General features: G+C 61.1%; 13 protein-coding genes and 1 pseudogene. All 14 read right to left on the reverse strand.

Annotation, left to right across the window (positions count from 1 at the left end; genetic code table 11):
• Positions 1 to 31 precede the first annotated feature (31 nt).
• On the reverse strand, positions 32 to 775 hold the full coding sequence (glnH, locus tag FBZ97_RS26315) for a glutamine ABC transporter substrate-binding protein GlnH (protein WP_113331661.1): 744 nt from the start codon (positions 773 to 775) through the stop codon (positions 32 to 34).
• Positions 776 to 1,226: 451 nt separating this feature from the next.
• A pseudogene (locus FBZ97_RS26320) lies at positions 1,227 to 1,632 on the reverse strand (NAD(P)H-dependent oxidoreductase); the annotation flags it as partial.
• A complete protein-coding gene (locus FBZ97_RS26325) occupies positions 1,619 to 2,665 on the reverse strand; it encodes a 2-dehydropantoate 2-reductase N-terminal domain-containing protein (RefSeq protein WP_145322851.1) in 1,047 nt (348 codons plus the stop codon). The pseudogene FBZ97_RS26320 and the gene FBZ97_RS26325, both read right to left, overlap by 14 nt.
• A gap of 2 nt (positions 2,666 to 2,667) precedes the next feature.
• Positions 2,668 to 3,864 (reverse strand): acyl-CoA dehydrogenase family protein, encoded by a 1,197-nt coding sequence (locus FBZ97_RS26330; RefSeq protein ID WP_145323051.1) that lies wholly within the window; start codon positions 3,862 to 3,864, stop codon positions 2,668 to 2,670.
• On the reverse strand, positions 3,864 to 4,967 hold the full coding sequence (locus FBZ97_RS26335; RefSeq protein ID WP_145322853.1) for an LLM class flavin-dependent oxidoreductase: 1,104 nt from the start codon (positions 4,965 to 4,967) through the stop codon (positions 3,864 to 3,866). The genes FBZ97_RS26330 and FBZ97_RS26335 overlap by 1 nt, the downstream gene beginning before the upstream one ends.
• Before the next feature lie 140 nt (positions 4,968 to 5,107).
• Positions 5,108 to 6,199, reverse strand: coding sequence for an LLM class flavin-dependent oxidoreductase (locus FBZ97_RS26340; protein WP_145322855.1), 1,092 nt, complete (start codon positions 6,197 to 6,199; stop codon positions 5,108 to 5,110).
• Positions 6,196 to 7,899, reverse strand: coding sequence for an ABC transporter ATP-binding protein (locus FBZ97_RS26345; protein WP_145322857.1), 1,704 nt, complete (start codon positions 7,897 to 7,899; stop codon positions 6,196 to 6,198). Before FBZ97_RS26345 ends, FBZ97_RS26340 begins: the two co-directional genes overlap by 4 nt.
• Complete coding sequence (locus FBZ97_RS26350; RefSeq protein ID WP_145322860.1) at positions 7,878 to 8,726, reverse strand: ABC transporter permease; 849 nt, start codon at positions 8,724 to 8,726, stop codon at positions 7,878 to 7,880. The genes FBZ97_RS26345 and FBZ97_RS26350 overlap by 22 nt, the downstream gene beginning before the upstream one ends.
• On the reverse strand, positions 8,723 to 9,733 hold the full coding sequence (locus tag FBZ97_RS26355) for an ABC transporter permease (protein ID WP_113331855.1): 1,011 nt from the start codon (positions 9,731 to 9,733) through the stop codon (positions 8,723 to 8,725). The genes FBZ97_RS26350 and FBZ97_RS26355 overlap by 4 nt, the downstream gene beginning before the upstream one ends.
• Positions 9,734 to 9,766: 33 nt before the next feature.
• Positions 9,767 to 11,419, reverse strand: coding sequence for an ABC transporter substrate-binding protein (locus tag FBZ97_RS26360; protein ID WP_113396175.1), 1,653 nt, complete (start codon positions 11,417 to 11,419; stop codon positions 9,767 to 9,769).
• Between the two features lie 187 nt (positions 11,420 to 11,606).
• The gene (locus tag FBZ97_RS26365; RefSeq protein WP_113396174.1) at positions 11,607 to 13,907 is read right to left on the reverse strand and encodes a molybdopterin guanine dinucleotide-containing S/N-oxide reductase; all 2,301 of its coding nucleotides are present in this window, start codon (positions 13,905 to 13,907) and stop codon (positions 11,607 to 11,609) included.
• Positions 13,908 to 14,216: 309 nt separating this feature from the next.
• Positions 14,217 to 14,819 (reverse strand): DsbA family protein, encoded by a 603-nt coding sequence (locus FBZ97_RS26370; RefSeq protein ID WP_113396173.1) that lies wholly within the window; start codon positions 14,817 to 14,819, stop codon positions 14,217 to 14,219.
• A complete protein-coding gene (locus tag FBZ97_RS26375; RefSeq protein WP_113396172.1) occupies positions 14,803 to 15,399 on the reverse strand; it encodes a TetR/AcrR family transcriptional regulator in 597 nt (198 codons plus the stop codon). The genes FBZ97_RS26370 and FBZ97_RS26375 overlap by 17 nt, the downstream gene beginning before the upstream one ends.
• Before the next feature lie 194 nt (positions 15,400 to 15,593).
• Positions 15,594 to 16,460 carry an IS5 family transposase gene (locus tag FBZ97_RS26380; RefSeq protein WP_246661867.1) on the reverse strand — a complete coding sequence of 289 codons (867 nt, stop codon included), beginning with the start codon at positions 16,458 to 16,460 and terminating at the stop codon, positions 15,594 to 15,596.
• Positions 16,461 to 16,503: the final 43 nt, after the last annotated feature.

Here is a 16,503-nt window from a genome sequence, read left to right on the forward strand (position 1 = left end):
AGGAACCGACGCGCATGAGGCTACCGGGCGATCAGAGCTTCGGCTCAGCGCCGAACCACTTCTTGTAGATGGCCGTGTAGGTGCCGTCCTTCTTGAGCTTGGCAAGCGAGGCGTTTACCTTGGTGACGAGATCGCTGCCCTTCGGAAAGGCGATGCCATATTGCTGCGCCATCATCTGCTCGCCCACGGCCTTTACCTTTCCGCCGCCGGCGGTTTTGATGTAATAGAGCACGTTCGGCGTATCGTGCATGGCGGCGTCCACTCGACCGGTCTGAAGTTCCATGTAGGCGTTGTCGACATTGGGGAACTGGCGCAGTTCCGTGTCCTTGAAGTTCGCCTTGGCGTAGTCGGCGGCAGAGGTGCCGGTCTTGATTGCGAGCGTCTTGCCTTTCAGGTCGGCTGGGCCGACAATTTTGCTGTCTGCAGGTACCATCAGCAGGAAACCGCTATCGTAATAGCCGTCGGAGAAATCGATGACCTTCTTGCGCTCGTCCTTGATGGTGATGCCGGCGAGGCCAACATCGACCTGCTTGGTCTGGAGTGCAGGGATGATACCGTTGAAGTCCATCGGCTGAAGCGTGTAGGTCACGCCGATATCCTTGGCGACCGCATCCCACAGGTCGATATCGAAGCCTACATATTTGTCGCCTTGTTTGAATTCGAACGGCACGAAGGCGGTATCGGTGGCCACGACGAGGTCTTTCGCCTGAGCGGCACCGAAGGATATGGCGGCTGCAACCGCGCCGATCAGCAGATGACGAATGCGCATTTTCATGGAGACGTTCCCCTTTGTTGACGCGTCCGAAGTTTGCTCTTCGACGCTGTACGCAAATGTAGAACGCTTTATTGATCTTGTCGCATTGAAAATTTGCGTGGCGATTTCGCGTGGAAATCAGCCTATGCCCCAATTTTGTGCCTTCGTCGTACCCATCACCTCCGTAGGTAGACAAAGATCATGGCGAAAAAACCATATGGCAGAATGACTTAGGATGCACGGGAAGCACGTGCGGACGAACCCTCGTCAAGCCGATTGATTAAACACGATGCGATCTGCCGAAATATGAAACACATGAACCGCATGATGTAAAATCGCAACATCTGTTTCAAAACTCAAGAAAAGCTCAATTGTCCCTGACGTTTCGGAAGGGTTTCGGGGGGCTTGGCTCCCAGTCCGCCGAGGGCGAACAGCCTTGCTATGACCGGTTTCGCTGTCCTGCAGCGCGAGGCATGAAAAATCCAAATAATGGGCGCAACTGGTGCTCCGCCATCAGCGCGTGACGATCGCCGCCGCCAGTTGCCGTGATGAGGATCGGTTTCGACTTGAGCTCATGGGGGGCGATGAGATCGATCAGATGCTTGAACAGGCCAGGATATGTACCCTTATAGGTTGGAGCACCGACGATCAAAATATCGGCGTCGACAATCTCCTCGATGACATGCTGTGCCTTGTCATCGAGTTCTTTGCGCCAGAAGAGAAGTACCGAGCGATGGCCCGACATCAATCATGTCGTAAGTCACCCTATCAAAGCCGTAGCGATCGCTTGCGCGTCCGGCGACATGCTGCACGAGCGCTGTGGTTTTGGAAGGCCGACTAAAGCTTCCAGATATCGCGGCGATCCTAGGGGTTCCCATATCTTTCCTTTCTGTCGGTTTGCGGGGCCGCAGGCCCGCTCAGTGCTGCCCTTTCGGTAATGACGGGATAGAATTCGCCAATATCTCGCGTGCCTGGGGAATGGCCATCGATCGCAAGCCTCGCTGCTGCCCGCTGGAAGGCTGCGTTGATAGGTGCTGCGACGCCGTGAATTCTTCCTAGCCGGACGATTTCGCCGTTCAGGTAATCGACCTCGCTTGAGGTGCCGCGAATGAAGCTTTGCCAGGTCGATTGCTGGCCGGGTTTGATGCCGCTCTCTGGCGCGACGCGCCAGGACGAGATGTCGATCGTCCACTCCGAGGGGGCTGCCGGATCGTAACCGGCAGCAATGAGAACGGCGCGTGCCTCTTGGGCCAACCTGGCTGCGGCCTCTGAGCGAAGCTCGGGAGAACCTGCGAAAAGCTCGACCGCATTGGTAACGTTATGTTCGAGCTTGGCTGCCTTCCATCGCCGGATGTCGGGGCGCGCTTCGGCGAGGTAGCCCGCCTTTGCAAGATCGGCGACGATCGACACGGCCGTGTCGTCGAGCCCTTCGGGATAGCGGCCAAGGGCGACGATGCCGACATTTGGCTCGCCTCCGACGACGACCTCGCCGGTGACGGTGTAGCACGCCGGAATGCGGATACTGGCCGCATAGACACGATCGAAGCGCCGCAGCGCGATATCTTCCGCGGCGAGCCCGTTTTGCAATGTTACGAGAGGCAGTTCCGATGCAGAGCCTTTACCCTCGACCTGCCGCCAGGCCCAGAATTTCGTGGCCGATTCGACATCCTGTGCCTTGACCGCAAGGACAAGAATATCACCCGGGCGAAGCGTTGGCGGCGAAGCTGTGTCGGCGGTCTTGAGCCGGAGCACACTGTGTGCGCCCGCCCGTCGATACGAGAGACCGTGAGCGGCGATATGGGCAATCTGGGCGCCGCGTCCAACGAGCACATAGGGAATGCCATGCGTTTCGAACTCGGCAGCAAGGCTCGCGCCGACCGCGCCGGCACCGATGATGATGTAGCGTGTCATGATCAGGCCGTCTTCAATACGGTGAGACTGACCGGAGGCGCCAATGGCGCGTCCCTTTCGCTCTTCCAACGTTCGAAGGCGGCGCGCCCGAGAATGGAAATGGATGTGTCTTCCTGCGGCGCATGGACGAGCACCGACTGAATGTCCCGGAAATGGCGTTCCAGTCCCAGTTCGTTCCCGAGGCCGGGATTACCAATGCCGCGCACGGCGATCTGTACCGCGTCGCGCAGCTGCCGGCCCGCAAGCAGCCGGGCCCGTATGTGCTTTTCGGCCTCGGCTTGCTTGTCCTTCAGGGCATCGAAAATGATCTGCCGGGCACCGGAGACGAGAAGGTCGATTTCACCGGAAAGCGTCACGAAGCGTTCGGTACGAGCGATCGGATGGCCGAGGTTTGTTGGAACACGCTCGTGGGCAAAACGGATGAACGCCTCCTGTGCCGCTTCGGCCACCCCCAGATAGAGCGCGGTCAGCGCCAACGTGATTGCTGCGTGGGCACGGTTGTCCTGCTGGGCAACGGATGGATCGACGAGATCGATGACATTTTCCAGCGGGATTTCCACATCGGTATATTCGACATCGTGAGAGCCGGAGGCACGCATGCCAAGGCTGTTCCAGTTCTCGATCACGCGAATGCCCGGAAGCTTGTTCGGAACGACGAATGTTCCCACCTGGGCGGGTGTTTCATCGGTGTGTGCCCAGACCAGGAAATGGGTCAGTCCGTGCGCGCCGGTGACGAAGCGCTTGCGGCCGGTGATCGACCAGCCGGTGGCGGTACGGCGAGCGACCGTCGCCGGCAGGCCGCCACGGGCGGGTGAGCCGAGCTCGGGCTCGACACGCGCGGCGTTGAGAAGCAGCGGATGCTGCTTGGCCTGTGCGAGCAGGCTCGTATAGAGATCCTCCGGCCAATGGCTTTTTGTTGCCTGGCCGAGATGGTTGAAGATCGTCATCGCGCTGATGAGCGCGACCGACGGATCACCCCGGCCGAGCGCCGCAAGGATCGTCGCGACCTCGTATAGGGTTGCGCCGGCGCCACCATATCTCGCCGCGACGGTGCTTTCGAGCAGGCCGCTTTGATGAACCGCGCGGATACCGACCCATGGGAAGTCCCCGGTCCGGTCCGCCTCCGGGGCAGCGTCCGCAAGAGCACGCGTCGTCGCCTTCAGCAGGCCTGGATCGAAAGGCGTGTCATGGGCGATCATCAAGCCGCGGCCTTCTTCTTTGCCTCTTCCCGTTCGCGTATGCCCTCACGCACCAGCGGCAGGATATAGCGGCCGTAGTCGACGGCGTCGTTGAAGTTGTCGTAGCCGCGGATAGAGATCAGGTCGGCGCCGAGATCGATATAGTCGAGGATCGAATCGGCGATCGTGCGCGGCGATCCGACAAGCGCGGTGGTTGCCCCGGAGGCATTGGTCGCCGTAACCGTCGGATACCATAAGGCGCGATCATGGACGTCGCCGCGTGCGGCAATGTCGAGAAGCCGCTGCGATCCGACATTGGCGGGGCGAGGGGCGGCGGGCGGCGCGCGATGAAGGCCCTTTTCCCGGTTTTCCTTAAGGCGATCGAGGACCCGGTGAGCTTTTTCCCAAGCCAGTTCGTCGGTCTCCGCGACGATCGGACGGAAGGTCACCCAGATTCGAGGCCGGTCGGTCCTACCGGCCTTTGCCGCCTCGGCATAGATCCGCTCGATCTGCTGCTTGGTTTCCGCCAGAGGCTCGCCCCACAGTCCGAAGATGTCGCAGAGAGAGCCGCCAATGCGGTAGGCGGCGTCCGATGATCCGCCGAGCGAGATCGGGATCAGTCCGTGCGTCGGGCGAACGGCACTGCGGAATTGCTTGAATTGGTAGTATTTGCCGTCGAAATCAAAGGGCTCCGTTGAGCTCCATGCAAGCCGCAGGATACGGATATATTCCTCCTGCCGCTCGTAGCGCTGCTCCTTGTGGAGGAAGTCGCCCTCGCGCGCCTGCTCGTCATCGCTGCCGCCGGCTATGAAGTGGACAACCACGCGCCCGCCGCTCAACTGGTCAAGTGTGGCAAGCGATTTGGCCGCGACTGTCGGATAGACGGTATTGGGCCTGAGCGCGACGATGATCTTGATGTTCTTCGTATGCGCAAGGACGGTGGCGCCAATGGTGAATGGGTCGAAGGACGAGGACGAGTAGGGGATCAGCGTATAGTTGAAGCCGTAGTCATCGAGCGCGCGTGCATAGCGCTCGAGATAGCTGGGATCCACCGGAGCGTCCGGGATGGGATTGAGATCGTTCGAGGCGTTGGGAAAGCTAACGCTGATGAATTCCGCGGACATGGGAGCTCCTCTGATTGTCGAATGTTGGACAAAAGTTAGGCGGCAGCTAAGAAGTAAGGAAGACAGGTCTTTCTATTTCCATTGAAACTATAGAAAATATTCCCTAATCGCTCCGCGGAAGATCTGGCCGGGCGGCGGCCTTACCAGTCGGGCGACCAACCGAGGCTTGGAGCGACGGTTTCAGTAAGATCGGTGAGCAGCCGGATGTTCTCGGCAAGGTCGAAGGCAGGCGGCAGAAAGAGGACGACTTCGTCGGCCGCGGCATGGCCGGGATCACTGAGCACCGCTTCCATGACCTGGTCCGGCGTGCCGTGGAAGACCGGTGAGATCTGGCTTCCTGGCGGCTGATTGGTCCGCGAGCTCGGCTCAAGCGCGCCCTTCGGCCGCGATGCCGCAATGCCTTGGGTGCGACGCTCGAGATCATAGGCGGCGTATTTTTCGCGAAGGTCCGGCGTGGTGCCGACCAGGATTGACGCTGCCACAGCAACAGGCGGCGGCTCGCTTGTCCGTTCCCTCCGCCAGGTGGCTCGGAAAGCCTCGATGCAGCGCGCCTGATAATCTGCGAAGCTCTCACCTTCGGCGTGATCATGCTGTACGGTTCCCGCTATCAGCCCGATGCCGAGTTCGGCGGCTTGTATCGCCGATCCAAGGCTGGCGGAGCCCTGTCTGATGCGCGAGCGAAGGGTCGGACTATGCGGCGTCACCCTCAGTTGGCTGCCCTCCGCGGCACCCTGGCCGGGTCCTGTGATGGTGTGCAGAACTTCGCCTGCGATCGCGGAAAGAAAACGGGCCTGACGGCGCTTGGCTTCCGTCCGGGCATCGGTATCGACCGTGCCGAAGACGGCATCGAAGGCGGCGTTGGAGCCGGTCGAGATCGCCAGTTCCAGCCGGCCGCCGATCAGGAGATCTGTCGTGCCTGCGGCTTCCGCCAGCAGGATGGGGTCCTGATAGCGCATCGGAATGACGGCCGAACCGAGGACGATATGGCTGGTGTGTTGGCCGGCTGCGGCAAAGAAGGGGAGCGGTGAGGACAGATAATGGTCGAAATGGCGCTGATAGGCCCAGCCCGACTGGTAGCCCAGACGTTCGGCCGCCTTGAAAAGTTCGATGCCCTCCCGCAAGCCGTGGGCAGGCCCGGTCTCGTCGTTGAACGAGACGCGCGTGTTGAAGCCAAGCCGCTTCTTCGGACGGAATGACGCGGACGGCGCCGCGGCGGGGGCGATGACGGTCATGCAATCTTTTCCTTGTCGAAGATCGGCCGGTGCTGCGGGGGTTGGGTGCGTGTGAAACGTGCGGCACCCGAAGGGATCGATTCCAACAGCGAGCGCGTATAGGCCTGGCGGGGGGTGTCGAAGATCTCACCCACGGTGCCATGCTCGACGATGCGTCCGCGCTGCATGACCGAGACCGTGTGGGCAAGCTGGCGCACGAGCGCCAGATCATGCGACACGAAAATATAGGTAAGGCCGAGCTTGACCTGCAGCGACAGCAGTACCTCGACAATATCGGCCTGAACGCTGACGTCGAGCGCGGAGGTAGGCTCGTCAAGCACGATCACGTCAGGTTTCAGGACAAGCGAGCGGGCAATGGCGACGCGCTGGCGCTGGCCGCCAGACAAGGCGCCGGGCTTGCGGGACAGGAGATGCTCTCCCAGCCCGACGTTTGCGAACGCCCTGCGCACCGCAAGTGCCCGCTCCTGATGGGTCCCGATCTTGAAGCGGTCCAGCGGCTCGCGCACGAGCCTCTCGACGTTCCAGGTCGGATCAAGCGATGTGAAGGGGTTCTGGTAGACGAGCTGCAGGTGCCGCCAGACAGAGCGCAGCTGTTCGGGTGATCGACCGTTGACCTGTTCGCCGCCAACAGTGATCTTCCCGGCGTCGGGCTGCTCAAGCCCGAGCAGAAGCCGGATCGCCGTTGTCTTTCCGGATCCGGATTCACCGACCAGCGCATGCGTCGTTCCCGCCTGAACGTCGAACGAGACGTCGTTGACGGCGGTCAGCACCTTGCCGTCGACGGTGAAGGTCTTCGTTACGCCGCTGACCTCGATCTTCGGTGTCCTTTCACGCGGGGCGCCAAGATGCCGGAAACCGGGCTCTCGCAACGGCCGGTACCGGTTCGGGTTGAGTGCCGGCACGTCGCCGTGAAGTTTTCTGGCGTAAGAGGAGGAAGGCGCGGAGAATATCGTAGCGGTACTGCCAGCCTCCTGGACGATGCCGTCCTTGAGGACCACGATGGAATCCGCGCGCTCGGCTGCGATCGCCAGGTCGTGGGTGATCAGGAGAAGGCTGATCTGCAGTTCCTCCTGCAACTTCGACAACAGGTCGAGAATCCGCTTTTGGATCGTCACATCGAGCGCGGAGGTCGGCTCGTCTGCGACCAGCAGCGACGGCCGCGGCAGAACGGCGAGCCCGATCAGCACGCGCTGGAGCATGCCGCCGGAAAGTTGATGCGGATAGGAGTCGTAGACGCGCTGGGGATTGTCGAGCCCGACCTGTGCGAATGTCTCAAGAACGAGTGCCTTGCGAAGCACCTTGTCCGTTTCGTCGAGCAGTGCGGCCGCTTCCATCGCCTGCGCGCCGATGGTGCGGACCGGGTTCAAGGAGTTGCCGGGGTCCTGCGGCACGAAACCGATCCTGCGTCCCCTGAATGGACGGAAGCGGCGCTCCGGAAGCCCCAGAAGCTCCTGGCCCTCGAATTCGAGGCGGCCCGTGGCATGTCCCGCTGCGGGAAGCAGTCGCAGGACGGCGCGGGCGATGGTCGATTTTCCCGATCCGGATTCGCCGATCAGCGCGAGACCTTTGCCGCGTCCAAGCTCGAAGCCGACATTGCTGACGACCCTATGGGTACTGTAGGCGACCGACAATCCTCCGGCCCGCAGCAGCGGGGTCGATGGGCGGTTTGAAAGCATGGTCAGTCTGTCTTGCGGAGCCATCGGCTGATCCTGTTTACAGAGAGGACGGTTGCGATCGTGACGAGGGCCGGGGCATAAACCAGCCAGGGCCATTTGAGGTAATCCTTGCCGACCGAGATCAGCAGACCCCAGTCGGAGGCCGGCGGCGGATCGCCGTAGCCAAGGAAGGCGAGGCTGGCGATCACCAGGATGGAATCGCCAAACTGCAGGACGGCAAGCGGCAGCACCGATCGCGATGCGTTCGGAAGCACGTGACGCCACAGAATGTGCCAGCGCGAGCCACCGAGGAGGAAGGACGATTCGACGAATGTGGCCTGTCGGGTCTTGATGACTTCGGAGCGCATCACCCGGGCAAACAGCGCAACGGCTGAGATGCCGGTCGCGATTGCCGCATTGGTCGTGTCGAAACCGATTGCGGTGACGACGATGACCGCCAGCAGGAATTTGGGGATGGCCAGCAACACATCGACGAGCCGGGCAAAGACCGTGTCCACCCAGCCGCCGAAGAAGCCGGCCAGCAGTCCGATAATTCCGCCGGCGACGACGCCGATGACGACTGCAATCAGTGCGCTCGCCACCGAAGAAGCCGTGCCATAGACGACGCGTGTATAGAGGTCGCGGCCGAGATGGTCAGTACCGAACCAGTGTGCCGCACTTGGGCCGAGCAGCTTTTGAGCGGGAGTGCCGTTCACCGGATCGTAATGGGTAAACAGGCTGGGCGCCAAAGACCAGCCGATCGCCAGAGCAACGACCAGAAACGAAAGGATGACGACGGGCGGCACGCGCAGGCCCGTCAGACGGCTGAGCGCGGTCGTGCGGGGGGTGGAGGAAACAGAGGCAAGTGTCATGGGGTCAGCCCCTTGGAGATGGGGAGAGAGCTGTCGTCGGCGGTCGTCGGACGGCGGTCTTGCCCGCCGAGAAGTTTGACGCGCGGATCGAGCAGCGGATAGGTAAGGTCGGCGATCAGGTTGACGACCACGAAGACCACTGCGGCGAGCGAGACGACGGCTTGCAGGACCGGCAGGTCCTGCGTGCTGACCGACCGCTGCACCAGGCTGCCGAGCCCGTTTCGGCCAAACACCGTCTCGGTTATCAGCGAGCCCCCGAGCAATTCGCCGATCGTCAAAGCGACGACCGTGATGACCGGAAGCGATGAGGGCTTGAGCAGGTGCATGACGAAGAGACGCATCTGGCCGAGCCCGCGTCCACGTGCGACGGCGGCATAATCCTGGCTGGATTCATGGTCGAGATTGGCAATCAGGACTTCGGCGATCTGTGCCGAGATCGGAATGCCGAGGGCGATCGCCGCGAAAAGCGTTGCCCAGAAACTGTCGGGCTGGATGACGCGAAAGACGCCGAGCTGAAAGCCGAAGAGATGGATCAGCACCAGGCCGATCACGAAGTTCGGAACCGACAGGAACAGCGACGGGAAGCCGCGGAGCAGTCCCTGGCCAAGCCGCCGGGGCAGAAATTGCGTGCCGTAGGCGATGATTGCCGCCAGGAACAGCGCAACCGCGAGCCCCGCCGAGGCAAGCACGAGTGTCGACGGCAGAACCTCCGCAATCAGCGTTGCCACCGGCCGGTTAGTTCGCATCGACAGACCAAGATCGCCAGTCACGAAGCCGGAAAAGGCGTTCCAGAGCTGCACGGGGACCGGCTTGTCCAATCCCTGCGCGGCGATGATCTCCTTGATCTCATCCGGGGTGAAGCCGTTCTGCGGGTTGTTCAGGACGTTGGTAATCGGATCGCCGGGCAGGATGCTGACGACGACAAAGGTGAAGACATAAGACAACAGGATCACGACGATCGCTTGCAGGAGCCGCTTTCCGGCATACACGAAATAGGCTTTTCTCATGCCCATCACCTCTGTGTCTGTTGAACGGCCGGACTATTCGCTTTTCGTGGCGGTGTAGTAGCTGGCATAGGCGACGCCGTTGTAGACCGCTCCCTTGAGCTTAGGCGACTGCACATAGATGCGCTGGACGATCTGTGTCCGCGGAATGAAATAACCCTGGTCGAGGACGTATCTCTGCAACTCATCGAGCAGCGGTTTGCGGGCTTCGATGGAGCCGGCGCCGGCGATCTTGTCGCGCAAGTCGTTGAGGGTCTTGTCGCTCTCGTCGAGCGCAAACCAGTTCTCGCCATTGTTGGCATTCGTCAGGATGCTGGCGACGGTGCCGGCGTCGATGAAGGAGCGCGTCACCTCATATGCCGGTACGCCCGCGCCGCCATACTTTACCTTCTGCCCGAAGGTGACGACGTCATAGGCACGGATATCGACCTTCCAGCCGATCTTGCCGAGCTGCTGGGCAATCAGTTCGTCGATCGATTTCGATGTCGCGAGGTAGGGGTTGGAATTCAACGTCAGCGACAGCGGCTTGCCATCCTTGACGCGAATGCCGTCCGTTCCCTTCTTCCAGCCTGCCTCGTCGAGAAGCTTCTCTGCCTTTTCAGGATTGTAGGCAAGCAGCGGGCTCTGGTCGGTCGCACCCGGAACGTTGCTCTGGATGAACGACGTCGCAAGCTTCCAGTCGGGCGTATAGACCGTGTCGATGATCTCCTGGCGATTGATGCCAGCCTGAAGTGCTTGGCGAACCCTCACGTCGTCATAGGGCGCAAGCTTGGTGTTGATCGCCCAGCCGTTGACGAAGCCGAGATAGCGAGGCGTCGCTACCGTGAGGCCTTCCGACTTGAGAGACTCGAGCTCCTGCGGCGATGCGTTATAGGCAACGTCGGCCTGCCCGGACTGGACGGCCGCGACGCGCAGCGACGGTTCCGAGACGAGCTTGTAGGTGATCGTATCGAGATGGGCGGGACCGGTCTGGCCGACCGCGGCAGGACCCCAGTTGTAATCCTTTCGCTTGGCAAGCTTGACGTAGTCGCCTTCCTTCCAGGACTCCACGACATAGGGGCCGCTGCCGGAGGTCCTGCTCAGGTCCGCTTGGGCGCTTGCCGGCGAGGCGATGGTCTTCGGGGAGATGAGGATAGAGCCGTGATAGCCGAGTGTCGGGATGAAGCCGAGGGTCGGCTTCTTGAAGAAAACCTTCACGGTCGTCGCATCGACGGCTTCGGCATGATCATAGGTCTTGGGGAACAGGCCGATCGGGTTGATGCCCTCGCTCTTGCGTCCGGCATACCAGATGTCGAGATTGGCAACGACGGCTGCTGCATCGAGCGGGCTCCCGTCGGAGAAGGTCACGCCGGTCTTCAGATGCAGGGTGAATTCCGTCGCATTGTCATTCTGCTCCCAGCGCTCGGCGATCCACGGGCTTACCTTGCCGTCGGCATCGACATAAAGAAGCTTGTCGGTGACATGGCCCCAGATATGGCCCTGAAAGCTGGAGATCGCGCTGTTGTTGGGAATCCAGGTGTCGCCCAGCGAATCGATCAGGAAGACGACATCTCCGCCATCATGCGCGCCGTCCTCAGCCAATGCCGGGGTTACATTCGCTGTTGCGACCAAGGCGGCAAATGCCAGCGCAGAGGTGGCGGTCAGCAGACGACGCCGGGAAAGAAGAAGGCGAGGAGAACGGTCGTTCATGAAGCAGTCCTGTTTGGTTGCCGGGCTAATGACGAACAGGAGCCTATGTGAGCGGATCGGTTTCGAGAAAGACTGGTTGTTCTTTTTCCATCAAATTTGTAGATTATTTTGTCAGCGCGATCTGAAGCACGAGGATCAGGATTTCCGCCGGTCGAGTGCCGGGCGAGCGGGATTGCGTGACGACGGTCTATCCGACGATAAACGTCATTCCATCGAGAATGCGTACGGGCGGCGGTTCACCGGTAAAGCGCTCGACATCGACCTTCGTCAGCTGGCCCGTCGAGCCTTGGGAAAGCTGCGATGTGCCGGCGTCACGGGTGAGGATGTTCGGATTTCCGTGAACGCACATGGCCATCGCAGCTTCAGCGTTATCGGGCTCGAACCATGCGCCGGTGGCAAGCTGCATGACACCCGGTCTTACATCCCTACTGATGACAGCGGCGGCGAGGCAACTGCCGCGGGCGTTGAACAGCCTGACGATATCGCGGTCCGAAATGCCACGCTCTGCGGCATCGGCAGGGTGGATGCGCAGCGGTTCCCGGCCGCCGATCTTGGTGGAACGGCTGAAGTCACCATAGTCCAGCTGGCTGTGAAGGCGCGAGTGGGGCTGGTTGCAGACGAGATAAAGAGGATAGGGACCTTCCGCCGCTTCCGTCTTCGGGTCCGGTCCATACCAACGTGGATGGCCGCGGCAATCGTCATAACCAAAGCTCTCGATTGTTTCGGAGAAAATTTCGATCTTGCCCGATGGCGTCGGCAACGGATGGGCGTTCGGATCGGCCCGGAATGCGCGCGCAGGCCCGCCGTCGTCGGGTCTTACCGGTAGCAGCAGCTCTCCCTTTTCCCAGAACGTTTCGAAGTCCGGCGCCGGATGACCGGCGGCGACGAGGGCTGTTCGCGTGGTCTCGAAGAGGAAAGCGAGCCACTCACGGCTTGACCGATTTTCGGTGAATTCAGCGCGCTTGCCGAGGCGCTCTGCAATATCAGCGAATATCTCGTAGTCGGAGCGTGCTTCGCCGACCGGTTCAATCAGCTTCTTCATCGCGATCATCATCGGATCGCGGTCGGCCGCACCGATATCGTCGCGCTCGAGCGTCGTGGTTGCGGGCAGGACGATATCGGCGTGGCGTGCAGACGACGTCCAGGCCGTCTCGTGCACGATAATCGTCTCCGGCTTCTTGAACGCCTGGCGAAGCCTGTTGAGATCCTGATGGTGGTGGAACGGATTGCCGCCGGCCCAATAGACGAGGCGGATGTCAGGATAATGCAGGGCCTGACCATTGTAATGGAACGGTTCGCCCGGGTTCAGAAGCATGTCGGCGATCCGTGCGACGGGAATGAAATCCGGCACTGGATTGTGAAACTGCTTGAGCGTCGGCAGGGGCACGGCAAGCTGGCTTTTGCCGATATTGCCGAGCGCACCAAGCGAATAGGAAAAGCCGCCGCCATCCAGGCCGATCTGGCCGAGCATGGCCGCCAGTACGATCCCCATCCAGACCGGCTGCTCGCCGTAATCGGCGCGCTGCAGCGAATGGCTGACGGTGATCAGCGTTCGGGCATTCGCCATGCTGCGCGCCAAATCCACGATCGTCTCGGCGGCGATACCGCAGATGCCGGCTGCCCATTGCGGGCTCTTCTCGATGCCATCCTCGCGTCCCAGCAGATAGGCCTCAAGGCGTGGATAGCCTGTCGTATAGCGGTCGAGAAATTCCCGATCGTGCCGTCCCTCGCTGATGAGCACGAAGGCGATCGCCAGCATGAGCGCGACATCCGTTCCCGGGATGACCGGCAGCCATTCGGCCTCGAGATCACCTGCAATGTCATCCTTGAGCGGGCTGATGAGGACGAAACGCGCGCCGCGCGCACGGGCGCTGCTCAGCGTCGGGCGTACGACGTGCCGGCTGATGCCGCCGCCGTGGACATCGGTATTCTTCACCGCCATGCCGCCGAAGGCGACGATCAGCTCGCTGCTGCGCTCTATCGCTTCCCAGGTAACGCTCTTTCGGTCGAAGGTATCGTAAGGACCGAGCACATGCGGAATGATGACCATCGCCGCGCCCGAACTGTAGGTATTGACCGATCTGACATATCCGCCGAGCACGTTGAGGAAGCGGTGGATCTGGCTTTGCGCATGATGAAACCGCCCTGCGCTGGACCAGCCGTACGAGCCGCCGAAAATGGCCTGCGGTCCGGCTTCGGCGTGAACACGGCGAAGCTCGTTGGCGACAAGATCGAGCGCTTCGGGCCAGCTGACCTCGACATATCCGTCGCTCCCACGTTTTCCGGCATTATCAGGCCGGCCTTCAAGCCAGCCGCGCCTGACGGCCGGGCGCCGGATGCGGGCGGGGCTATGAGCGATTGCGGACAGGTTGCCGAGCAGGGGCGATGGATGCGGGTCGGCGGGATGGGGACGGATTTCGAGGACGTCGCCCCGGTACCGTCCGTAGAATGCGCCCCAATGAGAGCTGTGGGGTTTGAAGCCGTCCATCGCAGCGTCTCCCGTGAACAAGGGTGGAAAGATCGGCAATCCTCACCCAGGCAGGATCTTGCCGGGGTTCATGATGCCCTCGGATCGCCGGCGTGGGATGGATTCGCCGCGGCCATGCTGGTCACGCAACGCGTGCGAGGTCGATGAGCGGTTATCGAATCTTGCCTGTAATTGGACCGATAGCTCGGGGATAGGATGCCCATCTTTAACGTCCTTTTCCGTGCTGACCGTGACAGCCGGAATCGCGCTATGCCGTCACGATCAGGCATCGATGCGGGTTGGCCGGTACCAAGTCTCACAGACGCGCCGTCAGACGGCGATCTTCTCGCCATTCAGGTGGCGCTCAAGGAAGGGCAGGCTATCCTGCCCCCAGTAGAGCTCATTTTCGTAGCGAAACGTCGGAAGACCGAAGACGCCGGCGGCTTTGGCCATCTCGATGTTGGATCGCCAGATCGACTGGATGGCCTCGGTCTTCGCGCGTTCTTCCAGCTTCGCACCGTTGAAGCCGACGGAACTGGCGATCGCCTGACGCACCTCGCTCCGGCCGATATCCGCCGCTTCGGCCCAGAATGCCGTCTGTAGCGCGCGGGTTAGTTTTAGCCAATCCAAACGATCCTCGATGGCCGCAATGACCATGAAACCCGCGGGAGTCGGGTCCGAAAGGGCGGCGCGATTTTCGAAATTGAGCGTCTTGCCGCGCAAAGCCGCCCAGCGTTTCAGGTCTTTCATCCAGTAGGCGCGCCGAACCTCGGGCCTGTTGCGGGAATAGATACCGCCGTTCTCTTCGATTACGGAAATGACGTGCGGGCGGATCAACATGTCGTGCGCTTGCGCAAGATCTGTAAACGCATCGAGGCCGATGAAGGACCAGGGCGAGCCGATGCCGAAGAAATAGTCAATTACCTTTATCATGCTGTGCCTTTTCAGCCTTTTTGATCGAAGAAACCGCGACGTCAAATACAAAAAGCGCGCAGTCTCTGGCGGTCAGAACAGCCTGGGGATCGCGGCCGACGGCGACTGTCGCGAGTGCTCCCTCGTAGAGAAGGCAAAGATGGGCGGCCGGCTGGACTGCTTCTACGCCTGCTCTCGTCATGAGCGAGGCAAACAAATGACGCACCGTTGCTTTGTGGTTGCGCGCGACGGCAACGACGCGTTCTGAATCGCCATGCTCGGCGACCGCAAGCGCAAATGCGCACCCTCGAAATTCAGGGCTATCTGCTTTTTCATGCAGACGCTCGAAGATCAGGTTGAGCTGATCTCGCGGATTTGCTGCCTCGGCGAAGACGGCGTCCAAAGAGCGGACTACCCGCTCATGGCGATCCTTAAGATAGGCCGCGACGAGATGATCCTTGGATGGAAAATGCCGGTAGAGCGTTGCCTTGGCGACCTTGGTCTCATCGATGATGCGATCGATGCCCACAGCGCGGATACCCTCTCGATAGAAAAGCGCGCCGGCAGACGCAAGAATGTGATCTGAAATGGAGGCTTTCATGGAATTGCTACGGGGCCTTCTCGAAACAGCGCGCTGACATGCGAGTGCAGCGAGGGAGATTTCTATGCCCTCCGACCATTAAGAGAAAGACAGGTCATTCCGCTTGGATGGGTCGCTGGAAATATTTTTGCTCCGACACATGGCGTTGGTGCATGGCTCAAGGAGTGGCCGGATTCCAGTCCATGATCCCGTGGCTATGTCGTAGGCGGCTTGCACCGGACAGATTTCGGGCGTTCGGATGCCAGCATCCGGTTAAGCACGGTGCAGCCAATGGCGACTTCCGTCTGCTGCGTGCGGAAGGATCGTGGCCGCAGTCGATGCCCGACAATCGCGGTCTCAACCAGCGAACGCTTGCCGTGGCAGGTCGCAGCTTGCCATTTCATCCGTCCGCCCGTGTTGATCGCCGCGATGTGCCGGTCTCGTTGACTGGCGGTTTCTGTATCGGAGCAGTTGATCGCATTGTTGCGCGGCGGAATGACGACGACAGCATCGGCGCCGTGCTTGATGACGTCGTTGTAGGTCGGCTTCCCACCATAGGCACCATCGGGCGTGATTTGGCGGATCGGAGTGTCGATTTGGCCGAGCAGCGGTTCGACTTGCGAGCCGTTGCCGGTGTCTTGGTCGGTCATGACGTGGGCGATGATCTCGCCGCTGTCGGCATCCAGTGCAAGGTGCAGTTTGCGCCAGGTCCGTCGGGAGTTGGTGTCGTGCTTTTCCTCCAGCCACTGGCCAGCGCCGTAGACCTCGGCCCCGGTGCTGTCAATGAGGACGTGAACGGGCTCATTTCTCGAAACCGGGCGGCTTTGCCGCCGATCAGACGATCGCCACAAACTTGCCCTCCGGCTCAGCGTGGCATGATGGGGAACGGCGAGATCTAGCCCCGTCAATTGCAGCACCGAAGTCAGCGAACCTTCCATCTGGCGCAGCCGCAAGCTGAATACGAGGGCCAAGGTCAGGGCAGTCTCAATCGGCAGGCACGAGTAGCGTGGCTGGCCGCCACGCATTGTTCTCTTCGGCGCCGGCCGGGATGACAGCGCCGCTGGCGTCATCCAAAGCGTCAGGCTGCCGCGCCGGCGTGGATCGGCCTCCTATTCCGACCAATTG

This window comes from Rhizobium sp. ERR 942, from assembly GCF_007828395.1.
GTDB lineage: Bacteria > Pseudomonadota > Alphaproteobacteria > Rhizobiales > Rhizobiaceae > Rhizobium > Rhizobium dioscoreae.